18 protein-coding genes are annotated in these 15350 nt (G+C 63.3%); 16 read left to right on the plus strand and 2 right to left on the minus strand.

All coding sequences use genetic code 11. From position 1 onward, the window contains the following. The first annotated feature begins 125 nt into the window (after nt 1-125). Both B2A78_RS26580 and B2A78_RS26020 read left to right on the plus strand, forming a co-directional pair. A complete protein-coding gene (locus tag B2A78_RS26580; protein WP_240502468.1) occupies nt 126-344 on the plus strand; it encodes a helix-turn-helix domain-containing protein in 219 nt (72 codons plus the stop codon). A 308-nt stretch (nt 345-652) separates the two neighbouring features. Further along, entirely contained in the window at nt 653-817 is a 165-nt protein-coding gene (locus B2A78_RS26020; protein WP_156881244.1) for a hypothetical protein, read from the plus strand. 124 nt (nt 818-941) lie between these two features. Here B2A78_RS26020 and B2A78_RS09480 read toward each other — a convergent pair whose 3' ends face one another. Next, nucleotides 942-1313 carry a heavy metal-binding domain-containing protein gene (locus B2A78_RS09480; RefSeq protein ID WP_077729748.1) on the minus strand — a complete coding sequence of 124 codons (372 nt, stop codon included), beginning with the start codon at nt 1311-1313 and terminating at the stop codon, nt 942-944. Further along, entirely contained in the window at nt 1310-1594 is a 285-nt protein-coding gene (locus B2A78_RS09485; protein WP_077729749.1) for a hypothetical protein, read from the minus strand. Before B2A78_RS09485 ends, B2A78_RS09480 begins: the two co-directional genes overlap by 4 nt. A 160-nt stretch (nt 1595-1754) precedes the next feature. Here B2A78_RS09485 and traL point away from each other — a divergent pair, with 160 nt between their 5' ends. From traL to traN, 14 genes are all read left to right on the plus strand, one after another. Beyond that, nucleotides 1755-2036, plus strand: a complete 282-nt coding sequence (traL, locus tag B2A78_RS09490) for a type IV conjugative transfer system protein TraL (RefSeq protein ID WP_077729806.1) — start codon at nt 1755-1757, stop codon at nt 2034-2036. Further along, nucleotides 2033-2638, plus strand: coding sequence for a TraE/TraK family type IV conjugative transfer system protein (locus tag B2A78_RS09495; protein WP_077729750.1), 606 nt, complete (start codon nt 2033-2035; stop codon nt 2636-2638). Before traL ends, B2A78_RS09495 begins: the two co-directional genes overlap by 4 nt. Beyond that, nucleotides 2635-3525 carry a type-F conjugative transfer system secretin TraK gene (locus B2A78_RS09500; RefSeq protein ID WP_077729751.1) on the plus strand — a complete coding sequence of 297 codons (891 nt, stop codon included), beginning with the start codon at nt 2635-2637 and terminating at the stop codon, nt 3523-3525. The genes B2A78_RS09495 and B2A78_RS09500 overlap by 4 nt, the downstream gene beginning before the upstream one ends. Further along, nucleotides 3522-4910 carry a TrbI/VirB10 family protein gene (locus B2A78_RS09505; protein ID WP_077729752.1) on the plus strand — a complete coding sequence of 463 codons (1389 nt, stop codon included), beginning with the start codon at nt 3522-3524 and terminating at the stop codon, nt 4908-4910. The genes B2A78_RS09500 and B2A78_RS09505 overlap by 4 nt, the downstream gene beginning before the upstream one ends. 50 nt (nt 4911-4960) lie before the next feature. Further along, complete coding sequence (locus B2A78_RS09510) at nt 4961-5776, plus strand: DsbC family protein (protein WP_077729753.1); 816 nt, start codon at nt 4961-4963, stop codon at nt 5774-5776. Continuing rightward, a complete protein-coding gene (locus B2A78_RS09515; protein ID WP_077729754.1) occupies nt 5773-6303 on the plus strand; it encodes a TraV family lipoprotein in 531 nt (176 codons plus the stop codon). Before B2A78_RS09510 ends, B2A78_RS09515 begins: the two co-directional genes overlap by 4 nt. Nucleotides 6304-6428: 125 nt before the next feature. After that, nucleotides 6429-6746, plus strand: coding sequence for a TraA family conjugative transfer protein (gene traA / locus B2A78_RS09520; protein ID WP_077729755.1), 318 nt, complete (start codon nt 6429-6431; stop codon nt 6744-6746). A 79-nt stretch (nt 6747-6825) separates the two neighbouring features. Beyond that, a complete protein-coding gene (locus B2A78_RS09525) occupies nt 6826-7026 on the plus strand; it encodes an RRXRR domain-containing protein (protein ID WP_077729756.1) in 201 nt (66 codons plus the stop codon). Further along, nucleotides 7016-9415 carry a type IV secretion system protein TraC gene (traC, locus tag B2A78_RS09530; protein ID WP_077729757.1) on the plus strand — a complete coding sequence of 800 codons (2400 nt, stop codon included), beginning with the start codon at nt 7016-7018 and terminating at the stop codon, nt 9413-9415. The genes B2A78_RS09525 and traC overlap by 11 nt, the downstream gene beginning before the upstream one ends. Further along, nucleotides 9405-9719: a hypothetical protein gene (locus tag B2A78_RS09535; protein WP_077729758.1), complete on the plus strand. Its 315-nt coding sequence runs from the start codon at nt 9405-9407 to the stop codon at nt 9717-9719. Before traC ends, B2A78_RS09535 begins: the two co-directional genes overlap by 11 nt. Before the next feature lie 28 nt (nt 9720-9747). Continuing rightward, the gene (lepB, locus tag B2A78_RS09540) at nt 9748-10236 is read left to right on the plus strand and encodes a signal peptidase I (RefSeq protein WP_077729759.1); all 489 of its coding nucleotides are present in this window, start codon (nt 9748-9750) and stop codon (nt 10234-10236) included. Next, nucleotides 10220-11491: a TrbC family F-type conjugative pilus assembly protein gene (locus B2A78_RS09545; protein WP_077729760.1), complete on the plus strand. Its 1272-nt coding sequence runs from the start codon at nt 10220-10222 to the stop codon at nt 11489-11491. Before lepB ends, B2A78_RS09545 begins: the two co-directional genes overlap by 17 nt. Beyond that, on the plus strand, nt 11488-12519 hold the full coding sequence (locus B2A78_RS09550; protein ID WP_077729761.1) for a TraU family protein: 1032 nt from the start codon (nt 11488-11490) through the stop codon (nt 12517-12519). Before B2A78_RS09545 ends, B2A78_RS09550 begins: the two co-directional genes overlap by 4 nt. Nucleotides 12520-12575: 56 nt before the next feature. Beyond that, on the plus strand, nt 12576-15248 hold the full coding sequence (gene traN / locus B2A78_RS09555; RefSeq protein WP_168175383.1) for a conjugal transfer protein TraN: 2673 nt from the start codon (nt 12576-12578) through the stop codon (nt 15246-15248). Nucleotides 15249-15350 lie beyond the last annotated feature (102 nt).

Raw genomic sequence — 15350 nt, forward strand, 5'->3', positions numbered from 1 at the left:
CAGTGCGAAATCCCTGCAGCGGCTCCAGTCCTATCGCTGGGCCGGGCAACATCCGCGAGCTGGAGAACGTGATCGAGCGGGCCATCATCCTGACCGACGGGCCCCTCCTCGAGATCGCCCCGGACATGCTCCCCGGATCGGTCGAACCGGCCGCTGGCGCCACCCAGCCTCCGGCGAGCGATGCCACCCTAGAAGCCGTCGAACGGCAACACATTCTGTCGGTGCTGGAAAAGACCCGGTGGGTTATCGAAGGTCCCAAAGGCGCCGCCCGAATCCTCAATCTGCATCCCAGCACGCTACGCCACCGCATGAAAAAACTCGGGGTGACGTACGGACGCCACTAAATGTCGTAGGTCCCGCCAATAGTTGAGGGTGATTGACCGCGCCGAGCACCCCTCAAGGGTTCAGGCTCCCGACCTCGTCTTCGCTGTAACCTCTAAAACCAACGAGTTGTGATGGGGCTACGCTTGTCGGTGGTCACTTGGTACGCCGCTCGCTCTTTTTCCTTCCGTCTTCTGGAGTACGTTAGGAAGAGAGAATGCTCATGCTTCGGATCACCGCCCGAGAAAATCCCGGAAACGGGGTCTGCCTGATGCTGGAAGGACGCCTGATTATGATCGTGCCCTAGGTCGAAGAGTTGGAAGCCGTCGTCATGGGAACCCGTTCAGCGCGTGACAGCGTATGCCTCGATCTCTCCGGCCTCCGCTTCGTGGACGCACGGGGACTCCGTCTGCTTCATCGGCTCGTCGGCGAGGGTGTGATTTTGGAAAGGGTTTCCCCGTTCATTCAGGAACTCTTGAGTAGCGGTCTCGAATGACAAGGTCAAGAATCGGTGATTTTGCACTCCCCTCGCGAAGGGTTTCCCTTTGTTGGGCTGAGCCGAAGAGCCGGCCTTGCTCGCTGGATCGGGCTAGAACATTTCCAGGAGAATGCAATCGCGCTTAACCGCCTATCCGATACCCTCGATCCGAGGTGCAGGGATCTTTAGCGCCTTCCAGCCTCACCGCCGTACCGGTGGCAACGACCATAACCATGCCTCCCTTGCCCATCCCCACGAATTCGTAATCGAGCGAAATCCCCACCACCGCGCTCGCATGGCTTGCCGCGGCCCTCTCCACCAATTGCTCGAGCGCCTCCTGCCGTGCTCTGGCCAATTCCTTCTCGTAGCCGCGCGTGCGGCCCCCGAAAAGATTTCGTAATCCCGCGGCCCAGTCCTTGAACACGTTGGCGCCGAGGATAGCCTCGCCGCTGACCACGCCCAAATAGTCCGTCACCTGGTAGCCGTCAATGCCGGCGGTGGTCGTGACAATCACCGAAACCTCCACATCAGGAGGTATGGCATCAGATCCCTATAAACCCCGAGGAGTCCGATTTCCAGAATGACGTGAGAGCCGACCCATCCCAGCCGCCAACGTCTTGAGCCGACAGAGTTATGGCCGAAGACCTGCTCCGGCCGCAGGTAAAAGCGGGCCCAATACCCGCCAACCGCGACGAACGCACTCCCAATCAGAGACAGCCGCGCGATGGCCGGCGTAGGTCTCCGGTTCACGAAAGCCCGCACCAAGGCGTGCTTCACCGTGGACTTCGGATGCATCGAATCTTCCCCATAAGAATTACCCGCATAGACCGGGCGCCCCATTATTCCTGCGCAACCTTGGAGATGGGTAAGAAAAAGATGGCGAAATGAAGCATTTATTCGAACACCGATGCGCTCGGACATCCGGACAATGACGGGGAACTTTCAAGGAGCCCCCATGGAACCCATCACCATCCCCAAGCACATCGACGACCCGGTCACGCTGTTGGTTTGGAGCGCCGACGAGTTCGTGCCGGCCGCGTTCCTGATGATTCTGGGCATGCTCATCGGACAACTGCTGATCATGCTGATCCTGTCGGTGGTCGTCATCAAGGCCTATCGCCGTTTCCGCGACAACCGCCCGGACGGCTATGCCCTGCACGCGGCCTACTGGATCGGGATGCTGCCGAGCAAAGCCATCACGATTCCCAACCCCTTCATCCGGGAGTTCTATCCGTGAAGCTCACCCAACTCCTGGAGTCCTGGAACCTCGTTCAGGCCGAAAACCGATTGCATCGCGTCGTGCTGGTCGGGCTCGTGATCACCAACGGCATCAGCGCCCTGGCGGCGCTGCGCACCGAACGCACCGTCGTGCTGGTCCCGCCGACCCTGACCCAAGAGGTGGAGATCACCCGCAACACGGCCTCCAGCCAACTGAAGGAAGCCTGGGGGCTGTACCTGGCGGAACTTCTGGGCAACGTGACGCCCGCCACCTCCGAATTCATCACCAAGGCCCTCGCGCCGCTCCTGTCCACGGACCTCTATCGCGCCGTCATGGACGCCATGGCGGAACAGATCAACGCCCTCAAGATGGATCGCGTCGCGACCAGCTTCAAACCCCGGGAGGTCAGCTTCGAGAAGGCAACCGACAAGGTCTTCGTCTCGGGTGAGTTGACCACGCAAGGACCCAATTCCAAGGCCGAAACCCGAAATCGCACCTATGAATTCGTGATTTCCACCCGGAATTACCGACCGCGCCTCGACTACATCGACGTGTACCCGGACGAACCGCGCACCCTGGAACGCCTGAAAGTCCTCAAACAACAGCAGGAACATCGATGAGCAATCCCGTGAAACGAGAAACCGCCGCCCTTCTGACCCTGTGCGTTCTCGCCGCGGGGGTGAGGGCCGAGACGGGCGAGTCCCTCGGCGTCGAAACCCCCGGCGTACCCGCCAGCGTGTTGACCGAAGCGAAACGCGAGTCCGCGGCAGGCGCTACGACCCCGCAAACCTTGAAAGTCGTTCCCGGCGTCAACGAAATCATTCCCGTCGCCGTCGGTCATTTGAACCGCATCGTCACCCCGTTCGAAACGCCGCAGGTTCGCACGGTGAGCCAGGCGACGACCGAGATCGAGGGCAACGTGCTCTATGTGGCCACGCCCGACGAAACCCCGGTCACGCTCTACATCACGCCGGGCGCCACGGAAGAAGTCGCCCTGTCGCTGACCTTGGCGCCCCGGCGCATCCCGCCGCGCGAAATCCGCCTGACGCTCGACGCCGGGGATTACAAGAAGCTTGGCGCCCTGCAGGGGCAGTCCAATGGGCAGAACGGCAAATTCGGTAACGCCTCGCAGGACTACATCGCCCAGCTCAAGACGACCTTCCGCGCGCTGGCGCTCATGAGAACGCCCAAGGGCTACGCCCTGCGGGAGCCCACCGCGGCGGAAAGCATCCGCTGTACGCAGGCAGGCCTCCACACCCGGACCGGTCAGGCCCTCGAAGGGCGAGACATGGTGTTGCTGGTGGGCGTGGCCCGGAATACCGGGGCGACCGCCCTCGAGATCGACGAGCGGTCCTGCACCAACGGCGGCGAGGTGCTGGCGGTCGCCGCCTGGCCCAAGGTCCTGCTCGAGCCGGGCGAAGCCACCGAATTGTACGTCGCGGTGAGGCGTCCGCACGATGAAGACACCGCCGCGCGGCCCTCCTTGTTGAGCGGAGTCCATCGATGATCCGGAACGTGAAGGACCGCTGGGAGGCCCTCAGCCCGAACGCCAAGCGCATCATCGTCGTGGGCGGCATCGTGACCGCCTCGCTCGGTTTGGTCGTCGCGATCTCCCATTTCGCACCGGCTCCGCCGCAGAAAACCGATAAGCAAGCCGTGGTGAAACACATCCTGACCGACACGGACCCGCGGTCTCTGGGCATCGATGGGTTGGCCTCCCAGATCAAGACCATGGCGCAGAAAAACGAAGAACTGATGCGCCGGCTCAACTCGCTCGAGGAAGACCAAAAAAGATCGAGGCTCTCGGATGAGGAACGGCTGAAACGCATGGGCGAGGAGCAGACCGCCAGCCACCAAGGGCAAATCGAGTCGCTGAAATCGGAAATCGACCGTTTGCGAAGGACCCAGGACAATCCGTCGGCCAAGAATTCCGAGGCCGCGGGAACGCAAGCTGTGCTTCCGCCGGCCGAACGGGAACGGTGGCCCAAAAGGCCGTCCCCGAAACCGCCCGCCAACCAGGACCTCGACGCCCTGTTCGCGCAGCCGCCGGCGCCGCCGCAATACGGCGGCTCGCCCAGCAGCCCGGGCGGGGGGCCGTCCCAAGGCGCCGTTCCGAACAAGGGGCGGCTGGAAATCCGCGTCATCAAGCCGGAATCCCCTAAGGGGGCGGTCGAGGGGCCGGAGGGTAAGGCGCCCGATCATCCCACCTCCCAGTCCGAAATCTTCATCCCTGCCGGCAGCATCCTGTCCGGGAATCTCCTGAACGGCCTGGATGCGCCGACCGGCAAGGGCGCCCGCCGGGAGCCGTTCCCGGTGCTGGCCCGCCTGAAGGACGAGGCCATCCTCCCCAACCGCTACCGGGCGGACGTGCGCGAGTGCTTCATGGTCTCCGCCGGCTACGGCGATCTCAGTTCGGAGCGTGCCTACATCCGGGGCGAATCCATCTCCTGCGTCCGCGATGACGGCGGGGTGATCGAGGTCCCCATCGACGCCTACGCCGTGGGCGAAGACGGCAAGGTTGGCATCCGCGGACGGGTCGTCAGCAAGCAGGGCCAGTTGCTGGCCAACGCGCTGCTGGCCGGATTCCTGCGCGGGTTCTCCGACGCTTTCGGCCGCAACCAAACGCAAGTGCTCGCCTTGGCGGGTCCGGGCGGCGTGGCGACCACTCCGTTTCAGCGGTCATTCAGCGGCGCCGCTATGGAAGGCGGAACGCTCAAGGGCGCCGGCTACGCCATGGATCGTCTGGCCCACTACTACATGGACCTGGCCGAGAACCTGTTCCCGATCATCGAGGTGGATGCCACCCGCAAGATCGAATTCGTCGTCCAGAAGGGAACGCCGCTCAAGCTCCATGCCGAGAATGATTCACGAAATCGCAATTTAGCGCGCTAACCGCACCCGAAATTATCGGTATCTTCTCCCCAACAAGACCGAGGAAAAACATGAGATCAAGATCGCTCTCGACCCTCCTGCTTTGCACCCTGACCGGCCATGTCCTGGCGGACACCACAACCGCTCCAGGCGCCGTCTCGGAAGCGGCGGATATGCTGATAAACACTAAGATCGAGGGCATGAAGGCGCTGCCGATCACGGGTCTGCAGATGGTCAAGGCCGGCGGCAAGACCTTCTTCATGTCGAACAACGGCCGCTTCGTCATCACCGGCACCTTGATGGACGTCTGGAACCGGGTGGCGGTGACCGATCTCGATCAGGTCGATCAGATGGCGAGTCGCATCGATCTGGCCAAGATGAAGCTCAAGATCGACGACCTAGGCCCCGTCACCTATGGAACCGGAAAGGAACAGGTCGTGGTGTTCGTCGATCCGCGCTGTCCTTACTGCGCCAAGGTGCAGAAACAGATGGAGGGGCTCAAGGACCGGTACACCTTCAAGCTGGTTTCCGTCCCCGTATTGGGCCCGGAGTCCCAAAGCCTCGTGACCAGGATCGGCTGCCTGCTGCAAACCAAGGATAAGGACAAGGCGCGGGATGCCCTGATGCACCAAACCTACGACGCCCTGCCGGCCGACGTGGACCCGACTTGCAACCGGGAGCCCGTACAACGCGCGCTGGTGACGGCCCATCTGTTCGGCATCGAGGCCGTGCCGTTCCTGATCGCGCCGGACGGCCGCACCTTCAAGGGGGCGCCCGACAGCCTGGCCGATTGGCTGGCCGACAAACCCGCCAAAGGACCGACCTCGACCCATCCGTCCGCCCCGAAGGCCGAAAAGCCAGCGCAACAAACCGAGGCCGGCCAATGATGAGAGGACTCGCCACCATCGTCTTCGCGCTCACGCTGGCCGGCTGCTCGACCACCAAGTATGCATGCAAGGGCATGCCGGAGGATCCCACCTGTCTGTCGGCCGTGGACGCTTACAAGGCCACGGATAAAGCCAGCACCACGATCCGTCCGACGGACGCCACGGCCCCGACATCCGCATCCACGACGCCCGTAGCCACCGCGATTCGGCCGGCCGATCCGGTACCGGCGCCCAAAATCGACGATCCCACGCCGATCCGGACGCCCGCCAAGGTGATGCGCGTGTGGGTGGCGCCCTGGGAAGACGCCGACGGCGATCTCAATGTCTCGGGTTTCGTGTTCACCGAACTCGAGCCGCGTCGCTGGATGATCGGCCGGCCCTTACCGACGATGAGTCCCTCGATCTCGCCGCTCCAGGTCCTGCACCGGACCAAGGAGCATGGTCGGACACCGGCGCTCCCTGCGGAAAAAGACCAGGAGACGCCGATGGCCCCGTTATACGGCGAGCCCGAAGAGGCGGATCACTGATTTCACCGGCTGCGTGTTCGCGCAGACCGAGTCCTGGGCGGGCGACCGCCTCAGCATCACCGGAAGTCCACCCCTTCCGAGGCCCGGCGGGCAACCGCCTTCTACCTGGAAAAGTGAGATGAAAAATGCCAAATACCATGCCCAATGGCCGCGGCCTGCTGGTCGCCGCGCTCGCCGCTCTCGCCATGCTGCTGATGCTGGTCGCCACGAACTCCTTCGCGGGGACCGGCGGTTCGACCGAATTCGGGTCCATCTACACCATGCTGACCGGCTGGTTGCAGGGCACGCTCGGCCGCATCCTGGCCATCACCTTCGTCGCCGTCGGCCTGGTCGGCGGCGTGGTGCGCGGCAGCATCATGGGGTTCGTGCTGGGGATTGCCGCCGGTCTCGGTCTCTACACCGCGCCGACCGTGATCGACGCCATCGTGACCGCGGTCATTTGATCGGCGAGAACCGGAGGCTTGGCCCTCCGAGAAACGGCGGGAAACCGTCGACCCTTTATTGATCGTGAGGCGAACCGCCATGTCCACCGTACTCGTCATCGGTCTTCAGGGCGAACCCCTGAACCCGTGTCACCCGGCCCGTGCCCGCCAACTCGTCCGCAGGCAGCGTGCGGAGGTCGTGTCCACGCGCCCCTATGCCATTCGTCTGGTGTCCCGGGAATCTCACGCCTGCGCGACCGCTCGGCCAAACCACCGCATCCGGCTCTTCGATGAAGCCTGAACCGTGCCCCCGGGCGAGCCGGCTGTTTTCGGTGCTGGCCTACGACCGCGAGGACGGGCTGTTTCTGATGGAGGACCGGAGCCTCGGCTTCGGATTCCTCTGCCAGCCCCTGTCCGGCGCCGATCCCGCCGTGGCCGATCGCGTCAACGTGCTGCTGAACCAGGAATGGCCGGTCGACACGCTGTTGCAGGTGAGCCTGTGGACCTCGCCCGACATCGACCCCACCCTGGCGTTGATGCAGACTCGTCGGATCGATCAGCAGCAGCCGTTCTACCAGGACATGGTGCGGGCCGGCGTCGAGTTTCTCCGCCGGGGCACTCAGGCGCCTCTGGAAAGCACGGCCGGTACCCGCATCCGCCGCACGCACGTCATCATCTCCGTGAAGCTGCCGATGGTGGGATTCAAACCCGCCGAAAAGGACCTGCAGCGCGCCGCCGAATTGCGCCTGTCGACCTTGCAATCGTTGAGCACGATCGGCCTTCGGCCCGAGACGCTGAGCTCGGATCACTACGTCCGCCTCCTGACCACGATGCTCAACTGGAGCCCGGATGCCGGCTGGCACGACCAGGTGGTGCCCGAGTGCGATCCGACCCAGCTTATCCGCGATCAGTTGTTCGACTACGACAACGACCTCAGAACCGATGCCCGGGGCCTCTGGCTGGGAGAAAAGCGGGTCAAAACGCTCTCCGTAAAGCGCTATCCGGACCGCGTCTATTTCGGCTCGGCCATGAGCTATCTCGGCGATGTGATGTCCGGTACCCGCGGGATCCGCCAGAACGCGCTCCTGACGCTCACGATTCACTATCCGGATTCCGAGGCGACGAGGGCCTCCCTGGATACCAAGCGCCAGTGGGTCACCCATCAGGCCTACGGGCCGATCCTCAAGTTCCTTCCCCAACTGGGCCTCCGCAAGCAGAATTTCGACGCCTTGTTCGAGGCCTTCCTGGACGGCGATCGCCCGGTGAAGGCCTATTTCGGCGCGGTGCTGTTCTGCGACCCGGACGAGGAGGCCCAGGCGGTGTCCAACGCCCGCGTGTACTTCCGGGAGCTGGGCTTCCAATTATTGGAAGACCGGTTCTTCTGCCTGCCGTTCTTCCTCAATTGCCTGCCCTTAGGGGCCGATCGCCTGGCGATCCGGGACAGCAACCGGTACCGCACCCTGGGGACGCGCCATGTCATTCCCCTATTGCCGCTGTTCGCCGACTGGCCGGGCACGGGCACGCCGACCCTGAACTTCGTCTCCCGCAACGGCCAGCTGGTCAACGTGTCCCTGTTCGATTCCGGCTCGAACTACAACTGCTGTATCGCCGCGCAATCGGGTTCCGGCAAGTCCTTCCTGACCAACGAGATCATCGTCAACTATCTCACCGAGGGCGCGCGCATCTGGGTCATCGACGTGGGGCGCTCCTACCAGAACCTCGCGGAAACCCTGGACGGCGAGTTCATGGCATTCAGCGCCGAAAAGCAGATCTGTCTGAATCCCTTCGAACTGATCCGCAGCTGGGAGGAGGAAGCCGACGTGGTGGCGGGACTGGTGACTGCCATGGCCGCGCCCACCGAAAAACTGTCCGACTATCAGACCGCCGGGCTCAAGCGGGTCCTGAAAGCCGTCTGGGATGCCAAGGGTCAATCCATGACCGTGGACGACATCGCCGCAGGCCTGTGCGCGGAAACCGACCGCCGCCTGGTCGATGTCGGGGAACAGCTCTTTCCGTTCACGACCCGGGGCGAATACGGCCGCTTCTTCAACGGCCGGAACAACATCCGTTTCGCCGGTGATTTCACCGTGCTGGAACTGGAAGAGCTGAAAGGCCGCAAGCATTTGCAACAGGTCGTCCTGCTCCAGCTCATCTACCAGATCCAGCAGGAAATGTATCTGGGCGAACGCGACCGGCCCAAGATCGTCATCATCGACGAGTCCTGGGATCTCCTCAGCCTGGGCGATGCGGCCACCTTCATGGAGCACGGCTACCGCCGGTTCCGCAAATACGGCGGGGCCGCGGTCACCATCACCCAGTCCGTCAACGACCTGTACCGGTCCCCCACGGGACGGGCCATCGTCGAGAACTCGGCCAACATGTATCTGCTGGGTCAGAAGGCGGAAGCGATTGAGGGCATGAAAGCCGACCGACGCTTGCCGCTTTCCGACGGCGGTTACGCACTGCTCAAGACCGTGCACACCATTCCCGGCGTCTACTCGGAGATCTTCTTCATCACCGAGCGCGGCACCGGCATCGGGCGTCTGATCGTCGACCCGTTCAAACGCCTCCTGTTCTCGACGCGCGCGGACGACGTCAACGCCCTCAAGCAACTGCGCCGCCAGGGGTTGAGCCTTCAGGAGGCCATTCATCGGCTCCTAACAGAAAAGGAGAAATCCCGTGCCGTCTAACGCCGCCTGGCTGATTGCCGTCCTGTTGTCATCCCTTTTGGGATCGCTCGGAGGCTACCTCGCCACGAGCCGGATGCTCGAAGAATCCCTTCAAAAGCTCGGCCTGACGACGCCGGTGTTCGTCCTGGACCGGGCCCGCTGGGTCAAGGCGATTCCGCCCGAGGCCACCCCCGAAGTCATCGCCAAGGCCATGGACGCGTGGCGGCACAAAGCCGATCAGCTCGCCCGAGCCGGCTATCTCGTCCTCGATTCCGGCATGGTGGTCGCGGCTCCGGAGGATGTCTATGTCCGCACGGAAAGATAAGCCTCCTGCAACCGTCCGGGAGCGTGCGATGTTCCTGCTCAAGGCGGTTCCGGTTCTGGCGGTCGTTCTCGGCGTGGGCGCCTATCTGGGCGACCGATTTCATGTCGGCATCGACGACCAGAAGGAGCTGTGCCTGCCGGGCGACCATCGTTGGTTCGTCATCGACCGTCACGAGCAAAGCATTTGGCGTGGGGATCTGGTGGCATTTACGGCCGACGCGCGGATGAGCCCTTGGTTCCCGGTTGGACGGGTGATCGTGAAGATCGCGACCGGCGTCACCGGCGACCGGGTTGAGGTCGACGAGCACCGTACGGCGATCAACGGCAAAACCGTTTCCGAGGGGCTGGCGCTCAGCGAAAAGCTCGGCAAGACCCCGGTCGATTTCACCCGGCAAGAGAACGTTCCGGGCGGCGCACTGTGGGTGACCGGCACGCATCCGAACAGCTTCGACTCGCGCTACTGGGGCTTCGTTTACGAACGGCAGATCATCGGGAGGGCGTATGCGCTGCCGTTCTGACCGTTCCCTTCGGCTCCTGGCCGTGGTCCTGTTGAGTCTTGGCCGGGGTATCCCCGTCCAGGCGGAAGAAGACTGGCTGGCGCGGTCCCGAGCGATTCTGAACGCGGTGGAGCATCAGGCCCGCCCCGTATGGCTGGACGGGAATCCTGCGACCACCGACGCCCGCCGGCAAGCCATGGAGACGCTGCAAGCCGCGCCAAAGCTTCAGCCCACCGAGAGGACGCCCAACGGCCAGGCAGACGCCGGCCGGAAAATCTTCGTCATCTATGCCTCCACCTCGCTGGGCGAAGCGGGGTTGCTGGACATTCTGGAGGAAGCGGCCGGACGGGACGATGTGCTGGTCGTGTTCCGGGGCATGAAGCCGGGCCAGAAAGTGCAGGCTTTCATCCGTGAACTGCATGTTCTGGCCAAACGTTTCGAGGAATACAAGCAGCCCCACATCGTCATCGACCCGAATCGCTTTCGCGCCGCCGGCGTGACGGTGGCGCCGACCCTGACCCTGGAGGAAAACGGCCGGGTGCTGGCCAAGGTCCAAGGCGTGATCGGCACGGCCTGGTTGCAGTCCAGAATGGAAGGGGCGTCCCGGCGCTCCCGGGACGCCCGTTTGCGATTGGAAGGGTCATCCTGGCGCTCCCGGGACGACCGTTTGCGATTGAACAATCCAAAAAACGGCAGGGCGAAAACACGCGATCTCGGGACCCACGGCCCCACCCGCGAAATCGTCGAAGTGGATCTCATCGAGGAGATGCAGCGCCGGGTGGCACAAATCGACTGGGCCGCCAGGAAGCGCGAAGCCCTTGCGCGCTTCTGGGAGCGCACGACCTTCCACGAACTCCCCGAGGCCACCGAAGACCGACTACGCCAGATCGACCTGACCGTGACGGCACCACGGGACGTTACCGCACCCGACGGCACGTTGATCGTTCGCGCCGGACAGCGCGTCAACCCCTTGGACCAGCTGCCGTTCACCCAGCGTCTGGTCATCTTCGACGCCACCCGCCCGGCCCAGGTCGAACTGGCCAAGCGCTTGAGTACCGAAGCCGGCCACGGCCGCGTCACTTACATCGCCACGCGCCTGGACAGGGCCGCCGGCTGGGAGAGCCTCGAAAAAATCGAAACGAACCTCGGCGCACCGGTGTACCTGTTGACCCCGGATCTCAGGGATCGCTTTCGGCTCGAACGTGTACCGGCGCTCGTGGAAGCGAAGAACCAGCGGTTCGTGATCCGCGAGTTCAAAGTGGGAGGAGGGTCGTGAGGAAAGCAAGCCCGTGGGCCGCCCTATTGGCGTCTCTGCTGATTCTAGCGGCCGGAACTGTCGAGGCGGACACCAAGAAGCTCGACCCGCTCTGCCCGGATGCGGAAGTCTGGTCCGGCAAGCTCATTACCGACATCTGCTGGGGCTGCCTCTTTCCGATCCGCATCGCCGGCGGGAAGATGGGCTCCGGCAGCGTTCCCTCCGGCGCCACCGACAAGGTGTTTTGTTCGTGCGATACCGCCGGCGGCATTCCCGAGATCGGCATGACCCTGGGAATGTGGTCGCCCGCCCGCATGATCGAGCTGGTCACCACACCCTGGTGTTCGCCCGCCTTGGGCGGCATGAAAATGGGATCGTCCCTCTTGCGCCTGCGCGGTACGGTCGGCCAGGCCGAGTACGACAACGGCGAGATCGCCTTCTTCAATTACCACTATTTCGCCTATCCGCTCTACATCATGCTCGACCTGTTCTGGGAGGACCGTTGCAATTCGGACGGCTTCAAGGACTTCGATTTGATGTACCTGTCCGAGCTGGACCCCACCTGGAACAACGACGAGCTGGCCTTCTTCACCAATCCCGAAGTCGCCCTGTTCGCCAATCCCGTCGCCATCGCCGCCTGCCTGGCCGACGCCGCCGCGGCGACCGCCGGCACTCCGATCGACGCCATGTTCTGGTGCGCCGGCACCTGGGGCTCGATGTACCCGTTCGCCGGGATGGCCAACCCGACCGAGGGGGTGGATCCCCGCTTGACCAGTCTGTTCGCGGCACGCGCCACCGCGGCCCTGCACCGTCGCGGTCTGGCCCACAAGACCGTCGGGAACGACGCCCTGTGCGGCGGCAACATCGATCCCTTCATCCCCAAGTCGCAATACGCCATGACCATGTTCTATCCGGTGGCGGACACCGACCGCAAACACGCCATCGGCGAGAGCACCTTCCGCTGGGGCATGGCCCACACCTATCCGGGCCCCGGCGAAAGCCACGTCTATCTCCTGTGGCGGTGGGCGGACTGCTGCGCGGGGTTCTGAGGATGGGCACGGCCTCCTTGTTCTCAGAACATCCGGGGACGAACCGGGCGATTTGCTTGAGTCTCGCTCTGGTCCTGTTCTGGACGCCGGTCAGCCGCGCCGTCGCCGACGCCATGCAGGACAGCGCCAAGCTCGGACAGGCTGCGGCCAGGAAAAGCATCCAGGACTTTCCCTTGCCGGCGGTGAGCGAGGATGGGCAGACCCTGACCCTGTTCCCGGGCACCGGCCAGGATCTCGACATCCCGGCTCAGGCGTTGTTTCCCGATTCCGGCAATGGCCAGGCCTCGACTTTCACCAACCTGTATGGCGATAACGCCAACGCGGTTTCTGCCGGCTTGGGGGCTCAGACCGCGCTCAAGACCGAGGCCAGCCCGACAGGGGAGGCCTACCGGACCCTGGTCAAGGCCGCGAACCGCTCCCACCCCGATCTGACCAACGATCCCGTCTGGGGATCGACCGACTACGTCATGGCCAATCATGACTTGTTCGCGAAAGACTTTGCCGACTGCACGTCCACCACGGTGTTCAAGGACACGAATTTCCCGGCGAGGCTCCCGGATTACAAGACCTGCGTGCGGGGGCCCAATCCGCCGCCGAACTGCACCGCCAACCGCCAGTACACCGTCTCGCGGGAGACTGCGGAGGTCAAGCTCGGCACGGCGGGCAAGCACGATGTGTCGTTCACCTTCGATCTCAGGAACGGAACGGGGTCCTGGTGGAGCGACATCGGCGCGGGCGGCCAGGTGGTCGTGCCCAAGTTGGACTACGCCAGGATCTGCGACGGCTCGGGCGCTTACAAGATCCGCCACATCAAGACGGTCGGCTGGACCGACTCCGGTCTTTGGGGTTCGGATGGCGGCTATCAGGTGGATGATTCGGTTTCGCAGGGCCTCTCGCAAATGCCATCCTGCGCCAACGGCCTGGTCGGCCAATTCTGGCAGCACGACGTGGGCGATGGCGATTGGGTCATGGCCGCGAAGCTCTATTTCAGCGCCGAGAAGATCGATGCCATCGACTGGCTGTGGTCGAATGCCCGATGTCCGGACCTGATGAACGCCATCCAGGACGACCTGTGTCCGAGCGCCAGCGTGACCTGCAGCGCGGACCCCGGCGTGTACAACGAGACACAGAAATGCTTCGAATATAACGGGGTGCAGATCTGCGAGTCGGATCTGCCCGACCCGCTTTTCCCGAACCTCAGCAAGACCTGCGGCGCCGTGACGCTGGCCACCGATTGCGACTTCAGCGGGACCGGGAGCACGAATTGCTGGACGGACATCAACGGCGCGACGGTTTGTCCCGGCGATTTTGCCGGACAGGGCCAGACCGAAACGTGCAAGACGCTCGAACAGCAGGGCTGCGCGTTCATCCGCTCGGATTGCGTAGACGGAACGACCGGCGACGCCACGGGCACCTGTTGGCTTTACAAGGACGTCTACGACTGCGGCACGACCGCGACGATTCCGACCACGGAAGGCTCCACGAAACAGGAATGTGCGGGCCCCGTCCGCTGCCTGGGCGAGGAGTGCATCGCCATCGATCGCCAGCAGAGCAAGGATTTCACCCGCGCGGTCGCGGCGCTCAACGCCGCTCAGCAGATGGCCATGGACACCGGCTGCGAGACGGTGACCAACACTCAGCAAGGTCAGGGTTTCGAGTTCACGACTTGCAGCGTCTTCAAGGGCGAAGGCGGTACCTGCAAAACCGTGGGCGCCCTGGTGACCTCGGTGGATTGCTGCAACGCACCGACCAGCATCGGCCTGGGAGAATACATCGACCTCATCACCAACATCAGTCAGATGAATAACGCCGTCATGCGATTGGATGCCACCAATGCGGTTCGCAGCGGCTGGGAAGTGCTCAGCGGGCCGGTGACCGACGCCTGGGGCAGCGTGACCGAACTCTATGCCGGTGCGGTGGACTCCACCATCGGCCAGTTTTCCGAAACGGCGGCGGATTTCCTCAAGAGTTCCTTGATCGACGAGTTTTCCGCGATGGCCATGGAAAAAGTCGCCACCTGGGTCGGCGAAACCTTTGGCGGTGCCGCCGGGAATCTGATCTTCAGCTCCGGCGGAGCCGTGGCCTTCTCGGAGTCCGGGGCACTGAATCCCGGCGTCACGGGATCCACCCTGCAGGTGGGCGGCGGCGCGGCGATGATCGGTTCGATGCTGAATGTGATCATGATCGCCTATGCCGTTTACCAGATCCTGGTGATGATCGTGCAATTGATCTGGCAATGCGAGCAGAAGGAATACGAATTGGCGGCGAAGAAGAGTCTGAAAGCCTGCACCTATCTGGGTTCCTATTGCGCCACCAAGGTGCTTGGCATGTGCGTGGAAGAACGGGAAAGCTATTGCTGCTTCTCGTCCCCTCTGGCTCGCATTCTTCAGGAGCAAGTCCGCCCTCAGCTCGGGTTATCCTTCGGCGACAAGAAAAGCCCGGATTGCAGCGGCATTCCCATCGAGAAACTGGCCGACATCGACTGGAGCCGGGTCAATCTGGATGAATGGATCGCCATCCTCCAGTCCACTAACCACTTGCCTACAGCCGCGAATGCCGCCCAGAAGCTCAATCTGGACAAGCTGACCGGCCAAGGATCCAGATTCAATGTGGACGGCACTCGGCTGAACACCTTGGATCGTAACGTCGAACGCATGAACGGGCTGGACATCCCCGCTATTCGCGATCAAGCGGAAGGGGAAGGCTGGGGTATGGGGCCAAAGAACTAGCGTGAATCGAGCGCCTTGCCAAAACAGGATTCCGTGCGAGCATTGAATGGGGCGACAGACAAAAGTGGTCGAGGCCCGGCGGAATCGTTAGAACAAAGAGGA

The organism is Methylocaldum sp. 14B, assembly GCF_002005105.1.
In the GTDB taxonomy this organism is placed as follows: domain Bacteria; phylum Pseudomonadota; class Gammaproteobacteria; order Methylococcales; family Methylococcaceae; genus Methylocaldum.

What these genes read in the sequence shown, in the direction of transcription:
- B2A78_RS09525 (WP_077729756.1), top strand. Translation starts at nt 6,826, where the DNA reads ATGTCCACCGTACTCGTCATCGGTCTTCAGGGCGAACCCCTGAACCCG.
- B2A78_RS09505 (WP_077729752.1), top strand. Translation starts at nt 3,522, where the DNA reads ATGATCCGGAACGTGAAGGACCGCTGGGAGGCCCTCAGCCCGAACGCC.
- lepB (WP_077729759.1), top strand. Translation starts at nt 9,748, where the DNA reads ATGTTCCTGCTCAAGGCGGTTCCGGTTCTGGCGGTCGTTCTCGGCGTG.
- traA (WP_077729755.1), top strand. Translation starts at nt 6,429, where the DNA reads ATGCCAAATACCATGCCCAATGGCCGCGGCCTGCTGGTCGCCGCGCTC.
- traC (WP_077729757.1), top strand. Translation starts at nt 7,016, where the DNA reads ATGAAGCCTGAACCGTGCCCCCGGGCGAGCCGGCTGTTTTCGGTGCTG.
- B2A78_RS09500 (WP_077729751.1), top strand. Translation starts at nt 2,635, where the DNA reads ATGAGCAATCCCGTGAAACGAGAAACCGCCGCCCTTCTGACCCTGTGC.
- B2A78_RS09515 (WP_077729754.1), top strand. Translation starts at nt 5,773, where the DNA reads ATGATGAGAGGACTCGCCACCATCGTCTTCGCGCTCACGCTGGCCGGC.
- B2A78_RS09545 (WP_077729760.1), top strand. Translation starts at nt 10,220, where the DNA reads ATGCGCTGCCGTTCTGACCGTTCCCTTCGGCTCCTGGCCGTGGTCCTG.
- B2A78_RS09510 (WP_077729753.1), top strand. Translation starts at nt 4,961, where the DNA reads ATGAGATCAAGATCGCTCTCGACCCTCCTGCTTTGCACCCTGACCGGC.
- B2A78_RS26020 (WP_156881244.1), top strand. Translation starts at nt 653, where the DNA reads ATGGGAACCCGTTCAGCGCGTGACAGCGTATGCCTCGATCTCTCCGGC.
- B2A78_RS09485 (WP_077729749.1), bottom strand. Translation starts at nt 1,594, where the DNA reads ATGCATCCGAAGTCCACGGTGAAGCACGCCTTGGTGCGGGCTTTCGTG.
- traL (WP_077729806.1), top strand. Translation starts at nt 1,755, where the DNA reads ATGGAACCCATCACCATCCCCAAGCACATCGACGACCCGGTCACGCTG.
- B2A78_RS26580 (WP_240502468.1), top strand. Translation starts at nt 126, where the DNA reads ATGCTCCCCGGATCGGTCGAACCGGCCGCTGGCGCCACCCAGCCTCCG.